General features: G+C 70.3%; 15 protein-coding genes. 13 read left to right on the forward strand and 2 right to left on the reverse strand.

Annotated features, from left to right (window positions below; translation table 11 throughout):
- Positions 1–113 precede the first annotated feature (113 nt).
- The 8 genes from ESP57_RS15000 (at position 114) to ESP57_RS15035 (ending at position 10,547) form a co-directional block, all read left to right on the forward strand.
- The gene (locus ESP57_RS15000) at positions 114–1,814 is read left to right on the forward strand and encodes an ABC-F family ATP-binding cassette domain-containing protein (RefSeq protein ID WP_129232108.1); all 1,701 of its coding nucleotides are present in this window, start codon (positions 114–116) and stop codon (positions 1,812–1,814) included.
- Between the two features lie 56 nt (positions 1,815–1,870).
- On the forward strand, positions 1,871–2,995 hold the full coding sequence (locus ESP57_RS15005) for a GuaB3 family IMP dehydrogenase-related protein (RefSeq protein WP_056010736.1): 1,125 nt from the start codon (positions 1,871–1,873) through the stop codon (positions 2,993–2,995).
- A 200-nt stretch (positions 2,996–3,195) separates the two neighbouring features.
- Complete coding sequence (locus ESP57_RS15010) at positions 3,196–4,908, forward strand: glycerol-3-phosphate dehydrogenase/oxidase (RefSeq protein ID WP_129232109.1); 1,713 nt, start codon at positions 3,196–3,198, stop codon at positions 4,906–4,908.
- 155 nt (positions 4,909–5,063) lie between these two features.
- Positions 5,064–6,404, forward strand: a complete 1,341-nt coding sequence (locus ESP57_RS15015; protein WP_056010730.1) for a hypothetical protein — start codon at positions 5,064–5,066, stop codon at positions 6,402–6,404.
- 162 nt (positions 6,405–6,566) lie between these two features.
- Entirely contained in the window at positions 6,567–7,364 is a 798-nt protein-coding gene (locus ESP57_RS15020; protein ID WP_162248743.1) for an SURF1 family protein, read from the forward strand.
- A 34-nt stretch (positions 7,365–7,398) separates the two neighbouring features.
- Complete coding sequence (locus ESP57_RS15025) at positions 7,399–7,899, forward strand: DUF3817 domain-containing protein (RefSeq protein WP_056010727.1); 501 nt, start codon at positions 7,399–7,401, stop codon at positions 7,897–7,899.
- Positions 7,896–9,479: a glutamine-hydrolyzing GMP synthase gene (gene guaA, locus ESP57_RS15030; RefSeq protein ID WP_056010724.1), complete on the forward strand. Its 1,584-nt coding sequence runs from the start codon at positions 7,896–7,898 to the stop codon at positions 9,477–9,479. Before ESP57_RS15025 ends, guaA begins: the two co-directional genes overlap by 4 nt.
- A 123-nt stretch (positions 9,480–9,602) precedes the next feature.
- The gene (locus tag ESP57_RS15035) at positions 9,603–10,547 is read left to right on the forward strand and encodes an L-lactate dehydrogenase (RefSeq protein WP_056010719.1); all 945 of its coding nucleotides are present in this window, start codon (positions 9,603–9,605) and stop codon (positions 10,545–10,547) included.
- A 76-nt stretch (positions 10,548–10,623) separates the two neighbouring features.
- Here ESP57_RS15035 and ESP57_RS15040 read toward each other — a convergent pair whose 3' ends face one another.
- Entirely contained in the window at positions 10,624–11,430 is an 807-nt protein-coding gene (locus ESP57_RS15040; RefSeq protein WP_056010716.1) for a Bax inhibitor-1/YccA family protein, read from the reverse strand.
- Between the two features lie 154 nt (positions 11,431–11,584).
- Here ESP57_RS15040 and ESP57_RS15045 point away from each other — a divergent pair, with 154 nt between their 5' ends.
- The 4 genes from ESP57_RS15045 (at position 11,585) to ESP57_RS15060 (ending at position 16,842) form a co-directional block, all read left to right on the forward strand.
- Positions 11,585–12,637, forward strand: a complete 1,053-nt coding sequence (locus tag ESP57_RS15045; protein ID WP_056013106.1) for a glycerophosphodiester phosphodiesterase family protein — start codon at positions 11,585–11,587, stop codon at positions 12,635–12,637.
- Between the two features lie 67 nt (positions 12,638–12,704).
- A complete protein-coding gene (locus tag ESP57_RS15050; protein WP_056010713.1) occupies positions 12,705–15,188 on the forward strand; it encodes an ATP-dependent helicase in 2,484 nt (827 codons plus the stop codon).
- Complete coding sequence (locus ESP57_RS15055) at positions 15,188–16,303, forward strand: FUSC family protein (protein WP_082571397.1); 1,116 nt, start codon at positions 15,188–15,190, stop codon at positions 16,301–16,303. Before ESP57_RS15050 ends, ESP57_RS15055 begins: the two co-directional genes overlap by 1 nt.
- Positions 16,300–16,842, forward strand: coding sequence for an NUDIX domain-containing protein (locus ESP57_RS15060; RefSeq protein WP_056010710.1), 543 nt, complete (start codon positions 16,300–16,302; stop codon positions 16,840–16,842). Before ESP57_RS15055 ends, ESP57_RS15060 begins: the two co-directional genes overlap by 4 nt.
- A gap of 65 nt (positions 16,843–16,907) precedes the next feature.
- Here ESP57_RS15060 and ESP57_RS15065 read toward each other — a convergent pair whose 3' ends face one another.
- Positions 16,908–17,738, reverse strand: a complete 831-nt coding sequence (locus ESP57_RS15065) for a DUF72 domain-containing protein (protein WP_129232112.1) — start codon at positions 17,736–17,738, stop codon at positions 16,908–16,910.
- Positions 17,739–17,943: 205 nt separating this feature from the next.
- Here ESP57_RS15065 and sucC point away from each other — a divergent pair, with 205 nt between their 5' ends.
- A complete protein-coding gene (gene sucC, locus ESP57_RS15070; RefSeq protein WP_129232113.1) occupies positions 17,944–19,110 on the forward strand; it encodes an ADP-forming succinate--CoA ligase subunit beta in 1,167 nt (388 codons plus the stop codon).
- The last annotated feature ends 6 nt before the right edge of the window (positions 19,111–19,116 follow it).

Consider the following 19,116-nt stretch of genomic DNA (forward strand, 5'->3'; position numbering starts at 1 on the left):
GCAGAACGGCTGCGGGTGGCAGTGGCAATCGCGGCACGCTAGTCTGGTCGGCTGCCCATCGGGCGGTGCGGAACCGGGCGAGGTGGCCCGGCCGCGGACCGAACGGATCTCCCATGGGTTTCATCGACGTCAACGGCGTCTCCTTCTCGCTCGCCGACGGGCGCCCGCTCCTCACCGACCTCGCCTTCCGGGTGACGGATGGCGCGACGACCGCGCTCATCGGCGCGAACGGCGCAGGCAAGTCGACGCTGCTGCGCATCATCCGCGGCGAGCTCCGCGCCGACGAGGGCAGCGTGCAGGTCGACGGCGGGCTCGGCGTCATGGACCAGTTCGTCGGCACGGGCGCAACCATCGAGGGCACGGATGCCACGGTGCAGGGCCTGCTCGTCTCGGTCGCGCCGACCCGGATCCGTGCGGCGGCGATCGAGCTCGAGGCATCCGAGGCCGCACTCATCGAACGCGACGACACCGCGGCGCAGATGCGGTACGCCACCGCGCTCGCCGAGTACGGGGAGGCGGGCGGATACGACCAGGAGGTCGTGTGGGACCACTGCACGACCGCCGCGCTCGGGATTCCATTCGAACGTGCGAAGTGGCGCGAGCTCTCGACCCTCTCGGGCGGTGAGCAGAAGCGGCTCGCGCTCGAGGCGCTCTTCCGCGGCCCCGAGCAGGTGCTGCTGCTCGACGAGCCCGACAACTCGCTCGACGTGCCGGGCAAGCGCTGGCTCGAGACGCAGTTGCGCGCGACGCCGAAGACGGTGCTCCTCGTCTCGCACGACCGCGAGCTGCTCGCGCGCGCCGCCGACCGCATCGTGACCCTCGAGGTCGGCGCGGCGGGCAACACGGCGTGGGTGCACGGCGGCAGCTTCGAGGGCTACCACCGTGCCCGGGACGAGCGCTTCGAGCGCCTCGACGAGCTGCGCCGACGCTGGGACGAGCAGCATGCAGCACTGAAGACCCTCGTCGCCACGCTGAAGGTCAAGGCGACCTACAACGACGGCATGGCCTCGCGCTACCAGGCCGCGGTGACGCGCCTGCGCAAGTTCGAGGAGGCCGGGCCGCCCGAGGAGCGGCCGCCGGCGCAGGCCGTGTCGATGCGACTGCGTGGCTCCCGCACCGGCAAGCGCGCCGTCGTCGGCGAGCGACTCGAGCTCACGGGGCTCATGAAGCCCTTCGACCTCGAAGTCTGGTACGGCGACCGCGTCGCCGTGCTCGGCTCGAACGGCTCGGGCAAGTCCCACTTCCTGCGCCTGCTCGCGGGCGGCGGAACCGAGCCCGACCGCACGCTCGGCCACATCACGACGGTGGGGGAGTCGCTCGCCCGCGTGCCGCACACCGGCCGGGCGGTGCTCGGCGCGCGCGTCGTGCCGGGGTGGTTCGCGCAGAACCACGAGCACCCCGAGTACCGAGGCCGCACCCTGCTCGACGTCCTGCATCGCGGCGACGCGAACCGCGACGGGATGGCCAGGGAGGCCGCGAGCTCGGCGCTCGACCGCTACGGGCTCGCCGGCTCGGCGCTGCAGAACTTCGAGCAGCTCTCGGGCGGCCAGCAGGCGCGCCTGCAGATCCTGCTGCTCGAGCTCTCCGGAGCGACGCTGCTGCTGCTCGACGAGCCCACCGACAACCTCGACCTCGTCTCGGCGGAGGCGCTCGAAGAGGGCTTGTCGCGCTTCGAGGGCACGGTGCTCGCGGTCACCCACGACCGCTGGTTCACACGGGGCTTCGACCGCTTCCTCGTCTTCGGCAGCGACGGCGAGGTCTACGAGTCGGATGCCCCGGTGTGGGACGAGTCCCGGGTGGTGCGCGCCCGCTGACGGTGGCGCCGGAGCGCGAGCGGCTGCCGGGCGACCGGGTTGGGTAGGGTTGAGTGGTGACCCAGGAGATCGAGATCGGCCGCTCCAAGCGGGGCCAGCGCGTCTATGCATTCGATGACATCGCGATCGTGCCCAGCCGGCGCACTCGCGACCCCGAAGACGTCTCGGTCGGGTGGACGATCGACGCCTACCAGTTCGACATCCCGTTCCTCGCCGCACCCATGGACTCCGTCGTCTCGCCGCAGACGGCGATCATGATGGGCCAGCTCGGCGGCCTCGGCGTGCTCGACCTCGAAGGCCTCTGGACCCGCTACGAGGACCCCGAGCCCGTGCTCGCCGAGATCCGGGGCCTCTCGCCTGAGAACGCCACGACTCGTATGCAGCAGCTCTACTCCGAGCCGATCAAGCCCGAGCTCGTCACCGCGCGCCTCGCCGAGATCCGCGCGGCAGGGGTCACCGTCGCCGGCGCGCTCTCGCCCCAGCGCACACAGGAGCTCTACGAGACCGTCGTCGCCGCCGGCGTCGACCTCTTCGTCATCCGTGGCACCACGGTCTCCGCCGAGCACGTCTCGAAGAACCAGGAGCCGCTGAACCTCAAGAAGTTCATCTACGAGCTCGACGTGCCCGTGATCGTCGGCGGCGCTGCGACCTACACCGCGGCGCTCCACCTCATGCGCACCGGGGCGGCCGGCGTGCTCGTCGGTTTCGGCGGGGGAGCGGCGTCGACGACGCGTGCGACCCTCGGCATCCACGCACCCATGGCCACCGCCGTCGCCGACGTCGCCGGCGCGCGCCGCGACTACCTCGACGAGTCGGGCGGCCGCTACGTGCACGTCATCGCCGACGGCGGCGTGGGGAAGTCGGGCGACATCGTCAAGGCGATCGCGTGCGGCGCCGACGCAGTGATGCTCGGCACGGCCCTGGCACGGGCGACGGATGCTCCGGGCGGCGGCTACCACTGGGGCGCCGAGGCGCACCACCCGAAGCTGCCGCGCGGCCAGCGCGTGCACGTCGGCCAGGTCGCGCCGCTCGAAGAGGTGCTGTACGGACCGGCACCGTCGGCCGACGGCGTCACGAACCTCATCGGGGCGCTGAAGCGCTCGATGGCGACCACCGGATACTCCGACCTCAAGGAGTTCCAGCGCGTCGACGTGGTCGTCGCTCCCTACCAGTCCTCCTGACGACTGCGGTCGGGCCCGTCGAAACCGGCATCCGGATTCCGACGGGCTCGATCAGCAGATCTCCTCGCTCGATCAGCAGATCTCCTCGCTCATTCCGCAGACGCTTCGGGTAGCGTGGGAAGCGGATCGCGCGGCTCGCCGTGAGGCCGCGGGGATGGGGTGGCACGATGGCGACTCAGAAGTCGGCGAGACTCAAGCCGGTGACGCGTTCGACCAAGCTCGGACCTGAGGAACGGAAGGCCGCGATCGCGCGGCTGAAGGAGAAAGAGCTCGACATCCTCGTGGTGGGCGGCGGCATCGTCGGCACCGGATCCGCGCTCGACGCGGTCACTCGAGGTCTCTCGACCGGTCTCCTCGAAGCCCGTGACTGGGCGTCGGGCACCTCGAGCCGTTCGTCGAAGCTCGTGCACGGCGGCATCCGCTATCTCGAACAGCTCGACTTCCGACTCGTGCGCGAGGCGCTCATCGAGCGGGGCCTGCTGCTGCAGCGCATCGCCCCGCACCTCGTGAAGCCCGTGCGGTTCCTGTACCCGCTGAAGACCCGCCTGATCGAGCGGTGCTACGTGGGCGCGGGCATGATGCTCTACGACATCTTCAGCTACACGGGCGGCCGGCCTCCGGGCGTGCCCCACCACCGACACCTCTCGAAGCGGCAGGTGCTGCGGGCCATCCCGTCGCTTTCGAAAGACGTACTGGTGGGCGGTCTCACGTACTACGACGCGCAGGTCGACGATGCCCGCTACGTGGCCTCCCTGGCCCGCACCGCGTCGTTCTACGGCGCCCACGTCGCGAGCCGGGTCAAGGTCGAGGGCTTCGTCAAGGTCGGTGAGCGCGTCGTGGGCGTGAAGGCGCACGACCTCGAGACCGACGAGCGCTTCGAGGTCCGGGCGAAGCAGGTCGTGAACGCGACCGGCGTCTGGACCGACGACACCCAGCGCATGGTCGGCGAACGCGGCACGTTCAAGGTGCGCGCCTCGAAGGGCGTGCACCTCGTCGTGCCCCGCGACCGCATCCAGTCGGCGATGGGCATGATCTTCCGCACGGAGAAGAGCGTGCTGTTCGTCATTCCATGGGGCCGCCACTGGCTGATCGGCACCACCGACACCGACTGGAACCTCGACAAGGCCCATCCGGCGGCGACCGCGGCCGACATCGACTACCTGCTCGAGCACGTCAACGCCGTGCTCGGCATCCCGCTGACGCGGGAGGACGTCGAGGGCGTCTACGCCGGCCTCCGGCCGCTGCTCGCCGGGGAGAGCGACCAGACCTCGAAGCTCTCGCGCGAGCACCTCGTCGCGCACACCGTGCCGGGCCTCGTCGTCATCGCCGGCGGCAAGTGGACGACGTACCGGGTCATGGCGAAGGACGCCATCGACGCGGCCGCCGACGCCCTCGACGGCAAGGTGCCGAAGTCGACGACGCAGGACATCCCGCTGCTCGGCGCCGAGGGATACCAGGCGGCGTGGAACAAGCGCGGCAAGATAGCGCGGGCGTTCGGCGTGCACGAGGTGCGCATCGAGCACCTGCTGAACCGCTACGGCACGATGACCGACGAGCTGCTCGACCTGATCCGTGAGGACCCGTCGCTCGGCGAGCCGCTGCCGGGCGCCGACGACTACCTCGGCGCGGAGGTCGTCTACGCGGCCACCCACGAGGGCGCCCTGCACCTCGACGACGTGCTCGCCCGCCGCACGCGCATCTCGATCGAGGCGTGGGATCGCGGTGTCTCCGCAGCGCCCGTCGCCGCGAGGCTCATGGCCGGGGCGCTCGGCTGGGACGCCGCGCGCCAGACCCTCGAGGTGGAGCGCTACCTCGAGCGGGTCGCCGCAGAGCGGGCATCGCAGGAGCAGCCCGACGACGAGTCGGCCGACCGGGTGCGGCTGGAGGCCCCCGACATCGTGAAGGTCGACTAGCGAGCATCGTGAAGGTGGACGAGCGAGGCCCGGCGCTCCGACCGCAGAACACGTTTCGGTAACGAATCGGACATGTTCATCCGGTTGCGGGCCTATACTCCCCAGTATGCGCCCAGGGCTGGGTGCGGTCCGATGCGCCTCGAGGAGTACCAGTCATGCGTCCAGCCAGCAGCGTTGCGGGAGCCACGGCTCTCGCTCTCGTCTTCACCGGAGCGGCACTCGCCGTGGCAGCGCCCGCTTCAGCGGCGACGACCCACGTGACGAGCATCGCGCCCGATGAATCGAGCTATCTCGGATGGCACGAAGGGTATGCGAACGCGACCCCCGCCTTTTCGCTGCACTGGAACGGCCTCTTCTTCGGTGACGGAGCGAACTCGCAGATCCTGAACGGACTCGTCAACAGCGGCGAGCCGGGACTGTCGACGACCTCCGCCGAGCTCGGCGCCCTCATCGACGGCTCCGAGATCGGCGTGACGCAGGGCGTCGTCTACTCGCAGGTCGCGGTCTCGACCGCCGCAGGGTGGGGAACGCTTCGGCCGGTGACGCCGTTCGAGACCGGCCCGCACAGCGCGCAACTCACCGACCTCTGGACCTCGAGCCGCACCATCGGCGATGTCATCGCCGACGCGCCGGTCGAACTCGCGGCCCTCTTGGCGAGCCTCGAGGCCGACGGCGACCTCCGATACTCGGGATTCGGCGTCCTCGCCGAGAGCACTGATCCGGGCGGCGTCGAGTCCATCACCTGGGGTGAGGACACGTTCCTGTTCACGCGTGCCGTGACGGCGATCCCGGTCACCTCGACGGTCGATGTCACGGCCGCCGAGATCCGCCCCGACGAGTCGACCTACACGGGCTGGCACGAGGGCTACGCGAACCCCACGCCCGCGTTCGGCATCACCGACACCGGGCTCAGCTTCGGCAACGGCGCCAACTCCCAGATCATCAACGGCCTCGCGACTCCGCTCGCCGATGCCGACCTCGCCCAGCTCATCACGTCGGCCGACGTCGAGGTCGTGAGCGGTGAGGTGTTCTACCAGGTGCCCATCACCTTCGGCGAGTCGGCGATCTTCACGACGCTGCGACCCGCGTTCGGTGCCGGACCCGGCACCACCACGTTCGCCCTCGGCGACCAGTGGGTCTCGAGCAAGGAGATCCCGGCCACGGGCACGACCGCGGCGATCGCCGCGAACACTCCGGCGCTGCTCGGAGACCTCATCGAGGCGATCGAGGCGAACGGCACCGTGAACGTGCTCGCCTTCGGTGTTCTGGCGCAGGAGATCACCCCGTCGGTGGTCGCCACGGTGGCATTCAACGGTGTGCGCTACAACTTCGTGCCCGTCGCGGTCGCGCCGGTCACCCCGGCGAAGCCGGCGCTCGCTGCGACCGGCCCCGAGACGGATGGCGCCCTCGGCGCGGCCGGTGCTCTCCTGACGCTCGGACTCGGCATGATGGCGTTCCGGGCGGTGCGCCGTCGCGCGCTGCTCGGCGACCGCTGACCCGCGATCCAGCACTCCTGAAGGGCTCCGCGCGAGTGCGCGGAGCCCTTCGGCGCGCTGAGCGTGGAACGGCGGTGCCGGCCCAACGCCTAAACTGGAGGGCATGCTCGTCAGCCCCCGAATCACGCCCTCGACGGCGGCCGGCGACTGATGCTCAAGATGATGCTGCGCCCGAGATGGGTGCTCGCACTGCTCCTCGCCCTCGGCATCGCCGCGGCGTTCGCGCTGCTCGGCCAGTGGCAGCTCGAGCGAGCCGTCGAGTCATCGGTCGTGGTCGAACGCCCGACCGAGGAGGTGCGGCCGTTCGCGGGCATCGCGGAACCCGACGGACCGACGACGCAGGCGGCGACCGCCCAGCTCGTCGAGGTCACCGGCACCGTCGTGCCCGGCGACACCGTCATCGTCGAAGGCCGCCTGAACGAGGGCGTCGCCGGATTCTGGCCGGTCGTGCACCTCGAGGTGACCGACGGCACCCCGGCGGGCCTGCCCGTCGCGCTCGGCTGGTCCGCCGATGAGCAGGCCGCGCGCGAGGCCGCCGACGACTTCGAACGATCGATCGACCCGACCGAGCCCGTCACGATCGTCGGCCGCTTCCTGCCGAGCGAGGCGCCGATCGCCCCCGACGACGAGGGCGACCCGTTCGCGATGCAGACGGTCGCCGTGGCGCAACTCATCAACATCTGGGCCGACTACGACGACCGGCCCGTCTACTTCGGCTACGTCACCGCGGCCGAGGCGCCAGCCGGTCTCGACGCGATCGTCTCGCCGCCGCCCGAGCAGGAGCAGCAGCTCGACTGGCTCAACGTCTTCTACGCGATCGAGTGGGCCGTCTTCGCCGGCTTCGCGATCTACCTCTGGTACCGGCTCGTGCGCGACGCCGTCGAACGCGAGCGCGAAGAGCAGGAGGCGGCCGAGGCATCCGCTGCCCCGCCCGCCGCAGGGGCGCCGGGCGACGACTGACGATCCCGCGCTCGACGCCGCGTAGACTGGTGTCATGCCCCTCGAGCCGAAATCCGCCGATCTGCCGCGCATTCGCGGGGCGTTGAAGTTCTACCAGGTCGCTTCGGTGATCACCGGTGTCATGCTCCTGCTGCTGTGCGCCGAGATGATCATGAAGTACGCGTTCCACCTCGAGCTCTACGCCTTCGGCGACCAGGGCGTGCTCGCCTTCACGCCGGTGATCGAGACGGCCGCCGGCCTCGAGTCGACCGGCACCGGCGTGAACCTCTCGACCGGCATCCTCATCGCCCACGGCTGGTTCTACGTCGTCTACCTCTTCAGCGACTTCCGGCTCTGGAGCCTCATGCGCTGGCCGTTCAGCCGCTTCATCGTCATCGCGCTCGGCGGCATCGTGCCGTTCCTCTCGTTCTTCCTCGAGGCTCGCATCGGCCGCGAGGTGCGCGGGTACCTCGACCGCCGCGAGGCGGCAGAGGCCGCGGCCGCCGCATCATCCGACACCACCGACACTTCCGACCCCGTGGAGGCCCAGCAGTGACCGATCAGCCCACCGAGCAGCGGCCGGTACTCGTCGTCGACTTCGGCGCCCAGTACGCCCAGCTCATCGCCCGGCGCGTGCGCGAGGCATCCGTCTACTCCGAGATCGTGCCGCACACGATCACCGCGGCCGAGGTGGCTGCCAAGAACCCGATCGGCATCGTGCTGTCCGGCGGACCGTCTTCGGTCTACGAAGAGGGCGCCCCGGCACTCGACGAGGGCATCCTGAAGCTCGGCGTGCCGACGCTCGGCATCTGCTACGGCTTCCAGGTCATGGCGCAGCAGCTCGGCGGCGAAGTCGCGCACACCGGCCACCGCGAATACGGCGCGACCGCCGTCACGGCTCGAACCGACGACGAGAACGCGTTGCTGGGCGGCCAGCCCGAGGCGCAGATCGTGTGGATGAGCCACGGCGACTCCGTCGCAGTGGCACCCGAGGGGTTCGAGGTGCTCGCCTCGACGGCCACGACCCCGGTCGCCGCGTTCGCGAACGACGAGCAGGGCTTCTACGGCGTGCAGTGGCACCCCGAGGTCAAGCACTCCGAGTTCGGCCAGAAGGTCATCGAGAACTTCCTGCACCGGGCCGCGGGCATCCCCGCCGACTGGAACTCGGGCAACGTCATCGCCGAGCAGGTGGCCCGCATCCGCGAGCAGGTCGGCACCGGCCGCGTCATCGCGGGCCTCTCGGGCGGCGTCGACTCCGCGGTCGCCGCAGCGATCGTGCACGAGGCCGTCGGCGACCAGCTCGTCTGCGTCTTCGTCGACCATGGGCTGCTCCGCAAAGACGAGCGCCGCCAGGTCGAGGTCGACTACGTCGCAGCCACGGGGATCCGTCTCGTCACGATCGATGCCGCCGACACGTTCATCGATGCGCTCGCCGGGGTCAGCGACCCCGAGACGAAGCGCAAGATCATCGGCCGCGAGTTCATCCGCGCCTTCGAGCAGGCGGAGCGCGATCTGATCGCCGAGGCCGACGCAGACGGCGAGCCGATCAAGTTCCTCGTGCAGGGCACGCTCTACCCCGACGTGGTCGAGTCGGGCGGCGGCACGGGCACTGCGAACATCAAGAGCCACCACAACGTCGGCGGCCTGCCCGAAGACCTGCAGTTCGAGCTCGTCGAACCGCTTCGCACGCTCTTCAAAGACGAGGTGCGCGCCATCGGCCGCGAGCTCGGGCTGCCCGAGGCGATCGTCGGCCGCCAGCCGTTTCCGGGGCCAGGCCTTGGAATCCGCATCGTGGGCGAGGTCACCCGTGATCGTCTCGATCTGCTCCGCGAGGCGGACGCGATCGCCCGTGAGGAGCTGACCGCCGCCGGCCTCGACCAGGAGATCTGGCAGTGCCCCGTCGTGCTGCTCGCCGACGTGCGCTCGGTGGGCGTGCAGGGCGACGGCCGTACCTACGGACACCCGATCGTGCTGCGCCCCGTCTCGTCGGAGGACGCGATGACCGCCGACTGGACGCGCCTGCCGTACGACGTGCTCGCGAAGATCTCGAACCGCATCACGAACGAGGTGCCCGAGGTGAACCGCGTGGTGCTCGACGTCACGTCGAAGCCGCCGGGCACCATCGAGTGGGAGTGAGGCCGGACGGGGCGCCATCGCGTCTCCCGCTCGACCGCTGACGAAGGCCGGTACCCGATGGGTGCCGGCCTTCTGGCGTGCCCTGGCAGGGCTGCGGATTCGCGGTGCTGCCAGACTGGGAGCATGGGCGTCGTCGAGAACTCGAAGTTGACCGTCGTCGGAGCCGGGAGCGTGGGCACGAGTCTCGCGTACTCGGCACTGATCCGTGGGAGTGCGAGTGAGGTCGCGCTCTACGACATCGCACGTGAGAAGGTCGAGGCCGAGGTGCTCGACCTCGCGCACGGCACGCAGTTCACCGGATCGTCTGTGAGCGGCGGGGCCGACCTCGGCGTCGTCGAGGGCTCCCACGTCATCGTCGTCACCGCCGGGGCGAAGCAGCAGCCCGGCCAGTCCCGCCTCGAGCTCGCGGGCACCAACGTCCGCATCCTCGAGAACCTGCTGCCTGCCCTCCTCGAACGCGCCCCCGACGCGGTCATCGTGCTCGTCACGAATCCCGTCGACGTGCTCACCGTCGCCGCGCAGCGCATCACCGGCCTGCCGCCGCACCGCATCTTCGGCTCGGGCACCGTGCTCGACACGTCACGCCTGCGCTGGCTGCTTGCCCGTCGAGCCGGGGTCACCACGTCGAGCGTGCACGCCGACATCGTGGGGGAGCACGGCGACACCGAGTTCCCGCTGTGGTCGAACGCCCGCATCGGGCCCGTGCCGATTCTCGAGTGGCGCGGTGCGGAGCCGTTCTCGGCGGGCGAACTCGACGAGATCGCCCGCGAGGTGCGCGACTCGGCGTACACGGTCATCCGCGGCAAGGGCGCGACGAACTACGCCATCGGCCTCGCCGGGGCGCGCATCGTCGAAGCGGTGCTGAACGACGAGCGGGCGGTGCTGCCGGTCTCGACGGTGCTCCGCGGCATCCGTGGTCTCGACGGCGTCGCGCTGTCGCTGCCGAGCGTCGTCGGCGGCGATGGCGCCGTGCCGGTCGCCGAGACGCCGTTCTCGACGGAGGAGGAGTTGCTGCTCCGGGCCTCGGCCGACGCGATCACGGCCTCGGTGGCGACGCTCGGCATCTGAGCGCTCCGACCGTGGCACCGAAACGATGAACGGCCGCCCCGAGGGGCGGCCGTTCTGTCGTGCTGCTTGGCGAGCGTCAGTCGCGAGCGATCGCGAGCATGCGCAGGATCTCGAGGTACAGCCAGATGACCGTCACCATGATGCCGAAGACACCCGACCACTCGTACTTCTTCGGGGCGCGGTTGCGCACGCCCTGCTGGATGAAGTCGAAGTCGAGCACGAGCGAGTACGCGGCCATGATGACGACGAGCACGCCGAGGATGAGTCCGAATGGGATGCCCATGATCTCCGCACCGCGGAGTCCCCAGGGGTCGTCGGTCACACCGAACAGGATCAGACCCAAGTTCACCAGCGAGAAGACGGCGTAGCCGACCATCGCGATGAGGAAGATCTTCGTCGCCTTCTTCGACGCGCGGATCTTGCCCGAGGCGAAGAGCGCGAGCGTCACGCCGACGACGACGAGGGTCGCGATGACCGCCTGGGCGACGATGCCGCCGCCATAGGTCATCTCGTACCACGCCGAGATGCCGCCGACGAAGACACCCTGCACGCCCGCATAGGCGAGGATGAGGGCCGGCGACGGCTCCTTCTTGAAGATGTTGACGAGCGCGAGCACGAACCCGACGAGGCCGGCGCCGATCCAGAGGAACGGCATCGACTCGGTCGTGACCCAGCCGAGGGCTGCGCCCACGAGGAGCAGGCCGAACGAGACGGCCGACTTCTGCACGGTCGTCTCGACCGACATCGTCTCGCCGGCGGGCGGCGTCGCGGGCTGGTTGTACATCTCCTGCAGCTGCTGGGCCGAGATGTCTTGCGCTGCGGCCACGCCCCCCTGCGCGGAGAACGCGGAGTTCCGCGAGAATGCGGGGTTGTCGAGAGCCATGGGTTTCCTCTGCTTTCGGCTGTGTTCGGGGGTCGGGCGGCGGTCGCACGCGGCATCCGCTCGACTACCAACCTACCCGAGTTGTCCGTGACAACGCCTTGAGTTTCCGCGACATTCCCGGCTCGGCATGGTGGGCGCTGACTACGCTTGGCGCATGCAGCACCACGACGCTCCGCGCCCGCTCGTGATCGGTCACCGCGGTGCGCCCGGGTACCGGCCGGAGCACACGCGCTCGGCGTACGAACTCGCGTTCGCGCTCGGGGCCGATGCCGTCGAGCCCGATATCGTCGCCACGCGCGACGGCGTGCTCGTGCTCCGCCACGAGAACGAGATCTCGGGCACGACGGATGTCGCGAGCCGCCCCGAGTTCGCCGGTCGCCGCACGACGCGCGAGATCGACGGCGCGCCGCTCACGGGCTGGTTCACGGAGGACTTCACGTGGGCCGAGCTCGCGACCCTGCGGGCGCGCGAGCGCCTCGGCGCGATCCGCCAGTCGAGCGCGAGCTTCGACGACCGGTTCCCGATCATCCGGCTGCGTGAGCTCTTCGAGATCATCGACGTCGCCTCCGACGAACAGCGCCGCACGCTGCGGATGGTCGCCGAGTTCAAGCACGCCGCGCACTTCGACGCGCTCGGGCTGCCGCTCGACGAGCTCTTCCAGGCCGAGCTCGACGCAGCGGGATGGGGCCGCGGCGACGAGCGGCTCATCATGGAGGCGTTCGAGCCGACACTGCTCGATCGGCTCGGGGCGCGCGGCATCCGGGGCAAGCGGGTCTTCCTCATCGAGGGCTCCGGGGCTCCGTGGGACCTCGTGCTCCAGCAGGGCCGGAGCGCCCCCACGTACGACTCCTTCGTGACCGAGGCCGGGCTTCTCCGGCTCGCCGGGCGCTTCGACGGCGTGAGCGTGGGCAAGGCGCGGCTCGTCGGCAGGGCGAAGGCGAGGCGAGCGGATGTCGCCGGCGCACCGCTCTCGGGCGCCGAGCTCGTCGACGCGGCGCACGCGGCCGACCTCGAGATCTACACGTGGACCCTCCGGCCCGAGAACGCGTTCCTCACGGTCCCGTTCCGGCGCGGCACCGTTCGGGCCGCCTTCGGCGACTGGGCGGGGGAGTTCGACCAGATCATCGCCATGGGCGTCGACGGGGTGTTCCTGGATCATCCGGACCTCGGCGTCGAGGCGCGCCGGGCCTTCGCCGCCGCGATCTGAGTGCCGGGGGAGCCCGACCGCGCTCACCGGGCGGCTGTCGGCGGGCGCGCCTAGACTTGAAGGCGATATGACGCTGATCCTCGACCCCGACGACCCGGCCGGCTGGCGCGAGGCGCCCTCCGCCGTCGATGCAGGCACCGACTCCACCGGCACCGGCGGCTCCCGGCTGACCGACGGCCTGAACCCCGAGCAGCGCGAGGCGGTCGAGTACCGCGGGCCCGCGCTGCTCATCGTCGCGGGCGCAGGTTCCGGCAAGACGCGTGTGCTCACGCACCGCATCGCGAGCCTCATCGAGAGTCGAGAGGCGTGGCCGAGCCAGATCCTCGCGATCACGTTCACGAACAAGGCCGCCGCCGAGATGCGCGAGCGCGTCCAGGCACTGCTCGGCGAGAGCGCCTCCGGCATGTGGATCTCGACCTTCCACTCGGCGTGCGTGCGCATCCTCCGCCGCGAGGCCGAGTCGATCGGCCTGTCGTCGACCTTCACCATCTACGACTCCGCCGACCAGCGCACGATCCTGAAGCGCATCATCAAGGAGCTCGACGCCGACACGATGGGCTTCACGCCCGCGAGCGCGCAGGCCAAGATCTCCAAGCTCAAGAACGAGCTCGCCGACGTCGAGACGCACGCGCGCAACGCCAACATGAACGACCCGCAAGAGGTCATGTTCCTCGAGATCTTCCGCCAGTACACGCGGCGGCTCCGGGCGGCGAGTGCGCTCGACTTCGACGACCTCATCGCCGAGACGGTCTACCTCTTCCGGGCCTTCCCGAAGGTCGCGGCGCTCTACCAGCGCCGCTTCCGGCACATCCTCGTCGACGAGTACCAGGACACGAACCACGCCCAGTACTCGCTCATCCACGAACTGACGCGGGCGGTGCCGCGCGACGTCGTCGCCGAGCTCGACGAGCACGGCATCCTCGTGCGCGGGCTGACGGATGCCTCGGGCGCGATCCCCGGCGCGAGCCTCACGGTCGTCGGCGACTCCGACCAGTCGATCTACGCGTTCCGCGGCGCCGACATCCGCAACATCTCCGAGTTCGAACGCGACTTCCCGGGTGCCAAGGTCGTGCTCCTCGAGCAGAACTACCGCTCGACCCAGAACATCCTCTCGGCGGCGAACGCCGTCATCTCGAACAACTTCGACCGCAAAGAGAAGAAACTCTGGACGGCCGACGGAGATGGCGACAAGATCACCGGCTACACGGGGTACACCGCTCACGACGAGGCGCAGTTCATCGCCGACGAGATCGAGTCGCTGCACCGCGAGGGCGTCGCCTACCGCGACATCGCCGTGTTCTACCGCACCAACGCGCAGACCCGTGCGCTCGAGGAGATCTTCGTCCGCTCGGCGCTGCCCTACCGCGTCGTCGGCGGCACGAAGTTCTACGAGCGTGCCGAGATCAAGGACGCGATGGCCTACCTCATCGCAGTCGCGAACCCCGTCGACGAGCTCGCGCTCCGGCGCATTCTGAACACCCCGAAGCGCGGCATCGGCCCGGCCACCGAGACGGCGCTCGCCTCCTTCGCCGAGCAGAACGAGCTGACCTTCCGCCAGGCGATGCGGGCGGCCGACGGACTCGGGCTCGGACCGAAGGTGACGGGCGCGATCTCGGCCCTCGCGAACGTGCTCGATGAAGCGGCGGCGATGCTCGTGCCCTCCGCCGAGGGCCTCGCGGCCGGCACCAACGTCGGCGCTGCCAAGGTCTCCGACGTGCTCGTGTTCCTCGTCGAGAAGTCGGGCCTGCTCGACGCGCTCCGCAACAGCCGCGACCCGCAAGACGAGACCCGTGCCGAGAACGTCGAGGAGCTCGTCGCCCAGACCCGCGACTTCGATCGCGAGAACCCCGGCGCGACGCTCGTCGATTTCCTCACCCAGGTCTCGCTCGTGGCCGCGGCCGACGAGCTCGACGACGCATCCGGCACCGTCTCGCTCATGACGCTGCACACGGCCAAGGGCCTCGAGTACCACGCGGTGTTCCTGACGGGCATCGAGGAGGGACTCCTGCCGCACCAGATGTCGGCCTCGGAACCCGGTGGCCCGGCCGAAGAGCGCCGGCTCTTCTACGTCGGCATCACTCGCGCCCGCAAGCGCCTCTACCTCTCGCTCGCGATGAGCCGGGCGCAGTTCGGCGAGGTCGCCGTCGCGATGCCGTCGCGCTACCTGCAGGAGATCCCCGAGGGCCTCATCGACTGGCGCCAGTCGCCGGGCATGGCGACCTCCCGCGGCGGCACCCAGCCCCGCGCCCTCAACGCCCGTCGGGGAGCCCCCGGAGGTGCCTGGGGCACTCGCGATCGCGACCTCGAGCGGTTCAGCGTCACACGCTCAGACAAGCCCAAGACCGAGTGGGCGAACCGGGTCACCGGCACGGTGCGCGACAACGGCGACCTCACGCTCGCGGCCGGCGACCGCATCCGCCACACCGACTTCGGCGAGGGCAAGGTCACCCAGGTGACGGGCGAGGGCACGAAACGCATCGCCCACGTCAGCTTCGACACCGCGGGGCAGAAGAAGCTCCTCATCAAGATCGCGCCCATCGAGAAGCTCTGATGGCCGACCCGCAGGGCGCGCCGCGGCCGGCGGGGTTCGTCGCGCGGCTCCGCTCGCTCGGGGCGCTCGACCTCGAGGTGGCGTTGCGGGCCGCGCTCGCCGCGGTCGTGCCGCTCACGGTGCTCGTCGTGCTCGGCCGGGTCGACCTCGCGGCGTACGCGGCGTTCGGCGGCATGACCGCGATCTTCGGCCGGAGCGAGCCGTATCGCACGCGCGTGCGCACCGTGACCGCCGCCGGAGCGGCGCAGCTCACGGCGATCGGCGCCGGCATCCTGCTCTCGGCGACAGACGCCCCGCTCGCGATCGAAGCCGCCGTGCTCGCCGCGGTGATCGCAGTCGTGATCATCGGGTACAACACGCTCGGCGTCACGCCGTCGGGTCCGTTGTTCGCGGTCTTCGCCGTGCTGGTCTGCGCCGCCCAGCCCGTCGACGAGGGCAGCGGATGGCTCCGCTGGGGCGTCGCGGCGGCGGCGGCGGCGTTCGCATGGCTGCTCGCGATGTCGGGCTGGCTGCTGCGAAGGGCCGCCCCCAGGCGAGCGCGGACGATCTTCAAGCCGCTGCCCCGGCAGGCGCCGGTGCGCGTGCGCGCCTCAGCCGACCCGCGCGTCTGGCTGAACGTCGTGCAGAACGTGGTCGCGGCACTCGCCGCAGGGGGAGCAGCACTGCTCCTCGGCATCGGCCACCCGTACTGGGCCGTCGTCAGCGCCGTCGCCGTGATTCCGCCCGCTCGCGCCGCGCACACCGTGCAGCGCGCGTGGCATCGGGTCATCGGCACGGCAGTCGGTGTCGGCGTCGCCGGGCTCGTGCTGTGGCCCGAGCCGCCCATCTGGGTGCTCGTCGTCGTCATCGGGATCTGCCAGTTCGGCGCCGAACTCCTCGTCGGCCGCCACTACGGCGCCGCCCTCGTCTTCGTCACGCCGCTCGCCCTGACCGTCGCCCATCTCGCGGGGTCGGCTCCGCTTCCGGTGCTGCTCGGCGACCGGCTCGTCGAGACCGTGATCGGTGCGGCGCTCGGCGTCGCCGCGGTGCTCGCCGCCCGCCGGTTCGTCGAGTTCGTGCCGATGCCGCCGCCGACCGTCGCGACCCCGAGCATCGAACCCGAGGAGCAACCATGAGCTGGCCGACACGTGAACGTCGCACCGTCTACGAGAACCGGTGGATCACCGTCACCGAAGACGACGTCGTGCGACCCGACGGCACCGACGGCATCTACGGCGTCGTCGAGCTCCGCAACGACGCCGCGTTCGTCGTCGCGATGACCGATGACGACGAGGTCCTGCTCGTCACGATCGACCGGCACACCGTCGGCACCTCGATCGAGGTCCCCGCGGGCGGCACCGACGGCGAGGATCCGCTCGTCGCCGCGCAGCGCGAGCTGCTCGAGGAGACGGGGCACGAGGCGGCCGAGTGGCGCGAGATCGGGCGGATGACGGCGCTCAACGGCATCTGCCGCGCCGCGGAGACGGTGTACCTCGCCACCGGCCTGCGCCACGTGGCATCCGTCGCGGGTTCGCAGGCCGAAGAGGGCATCAGCGCGGTGCAGGCGGTGCCGTTCGCCGAGGCGGTGCGCATGGTGGCCGAGGGCGAGATCACCGACGGCGAGACGATCGCGGCGCTGTTCTACGCCGCAGCAGCGCTCGGCCGCGTCGGCTGAGAGGCTCCGGCCCTGGGGCTACGACGCCCCGCCCCGGCGCCGAAACATGCAGCGTGTGGTCGTCGTCAGCCCGCGCGGCGGTCGATGAGGCTCATGGCATCGAACGGGGCCCGCACCTTCACGTCGTTGTCGAAGTAGACGTAGACGTCGCGACCGGCCGAGAGGTTCGTGCGCACCCAGGCCTCCCACCGGTCGAGCGCGGCGTCGTCGTAGCCCGAGGTGTAGAGCTCGGTGTCGCCGTGGAGCCTGGCATAGGCGAAGTCCGCGGTCGGCCAATCGATGCGCGGCCATTTCCCCGCGGTGTCCGCGGTGACGGATGCGACCTGGTGGCGTTCGAGGAGTGCGCGCCACGCGTCGGACTCGAAGCTGGGGTGACGTACCTCGACCGTGTGCCGGAGCGCCTGCTCCGGCGACGCGGCGAGCGCATACGCCGTCCGGCCCGACATCCGCCGGTCGCGATGCCGCGCGAGCGCGGCGGCGTCGCCGTGGGTGCGGGGTAGGGCAGAGAGGAAGCACTCGAGCTTCGTCGGTTCGAATGCGAGGGTCGGCGGCAGCTGCCAGAGCACCGGTCCGAGCTTCTCGCCGAGCGAGAGCACGCCGGATGCGAAGAAGTTCGCGAGCGGCGCTTCGAACCCGCTCAGTCGCTTGACGTGGGTGATGAAGCGCGGCCCCTTCACGGCGAAGACGAATCCCGGCGGGGTGGCATCCCGCCAGCGCACCCAGGATGCCGGCTTCTGCAGCGAGTAGAACGATCCGTTCACCTCGACCGAGTCCACTCGTTCGGCCGCGTAGGCGAGCTCGTCCGCCTGGCGCAGGCCCTTCGGATAGAACACGCCTCGCCACGGCGGGTACACCCACCCCGAGATGCCGATGCGAGCCCTCGCCGAGCGCGTCATGCATCCAAGTCTTCAACGGATGCGCCGCCGGCGCGACCCTCCGCCCGCGATTCGGTGCAGCGGCGCCGGTTCGGACGCGCGGAACGGGAGGAGTAGCATGGAAGTTGGCCCAACTTATCTTGACGTCGAGATTCTTCGGCGGGTCGGGCCGACACCCACCAGCCCCTGTGCGCTCTCGCGCGTGCGGATCGATTGGAAGTAGAGCGTGGATCTTTACGAGTACCAGGCCAGAGACCTGTTCGAGCAGTACGGGGTTCCCGTGCTTCCGGGCATCGTCGCCGACACCGCCGATGAGGTGCGCGCGGCCGCCGAGAAGCTCGGCGGCGTCGTGGTCGTCAAGGCCCAGGTGAAGACGGGCGGCCGCGGCAAGGCCGGCGGCGTCAAGGTCGCGAAGAACCCCGACGAGGCATACGAGGCCGCGAAGGCGATCCTCGGACTCGACATCAAGGGTCACGTCGTCAAGCGCGTCATGGTCGCCGGCGGCGCACGCATCGCGCAGGAGTTCTACTTCTCGGTGCTGCTCGACCGGGCCAACCGCTCCTACCTCTCGCTCACGAGCGTCGAAGGCGGCATGGAGATCGAGGTGCTCGCCGTCGAGAAGCCCGAGGCGCTCGCACGCGTCGAGGTCGACCCGATCGCCGGCATCGACACGGCGAAGGCCCGTGAGATCGCGGTCGCCGCGAACTTCCCGGCCGAGCTCGTCGACAAGGTCGCCGACGTCTTCGTGAAGCTCTACGAGGTCTACAAGGGCGAAGACGCGACGCTCGTCGAGGTCAACCCGCTGATCCTCGACGAAGACGGCAACGTCGTCGCCCTCGATGGCAAGGTCACGCTCGACGAGAACGCCGAGTTCCGTCACGCGAACCACGCCCTCCTCGAGGACAAGGCCGCCGCAGACCCGCTCGAGGCTGCTGCGAAGGAGCTCGACCTCAACTACGTCAAGCTCGACGGCGAGGTCGGCATCATCGGCAACGGCGCGGGCCTCGTCATGTCGACGCTCGACGTGGTCGCCTACGCCGGCGAGAACCACGGCGGCGTCAAGCCCGCCAACTTCCTCGACATCGGCGGCGGAGCCTCGGCCGAGGTCATGGCCAACGGCCTCGGCATCATCCTCGGCGACCCGCAGGTCAAGAGCGTGTTCGTGAACGTCTTCGGCGGCATCACGGCATGCGACCAGGTCGCCAAGGGCATCGTGGGCGCGCTCGCCGAGCTCGGCTCGGCCGCGAACAAGCCGCTCGTCGTGCGCCTCGACGGCAACAACGTCGACGAGGGTCGCCGCATCCTCGCGGAGGCCGCGCACCCGCTCGTGACCCTCGCCGAGAACATGGACCAGGGCGCCGACAAGGCCGCCGAGCTGGCGAACGCCGCGTAAGTAAGG

The organism is Agromyces fucosus (assembly GCF_004134865.1).
GTDB lineage: Bacteria > Actinomycetota > Actinomycetes > Actinomycetales > Microbacteriaceae > Agromyces > Agromyces fucosus.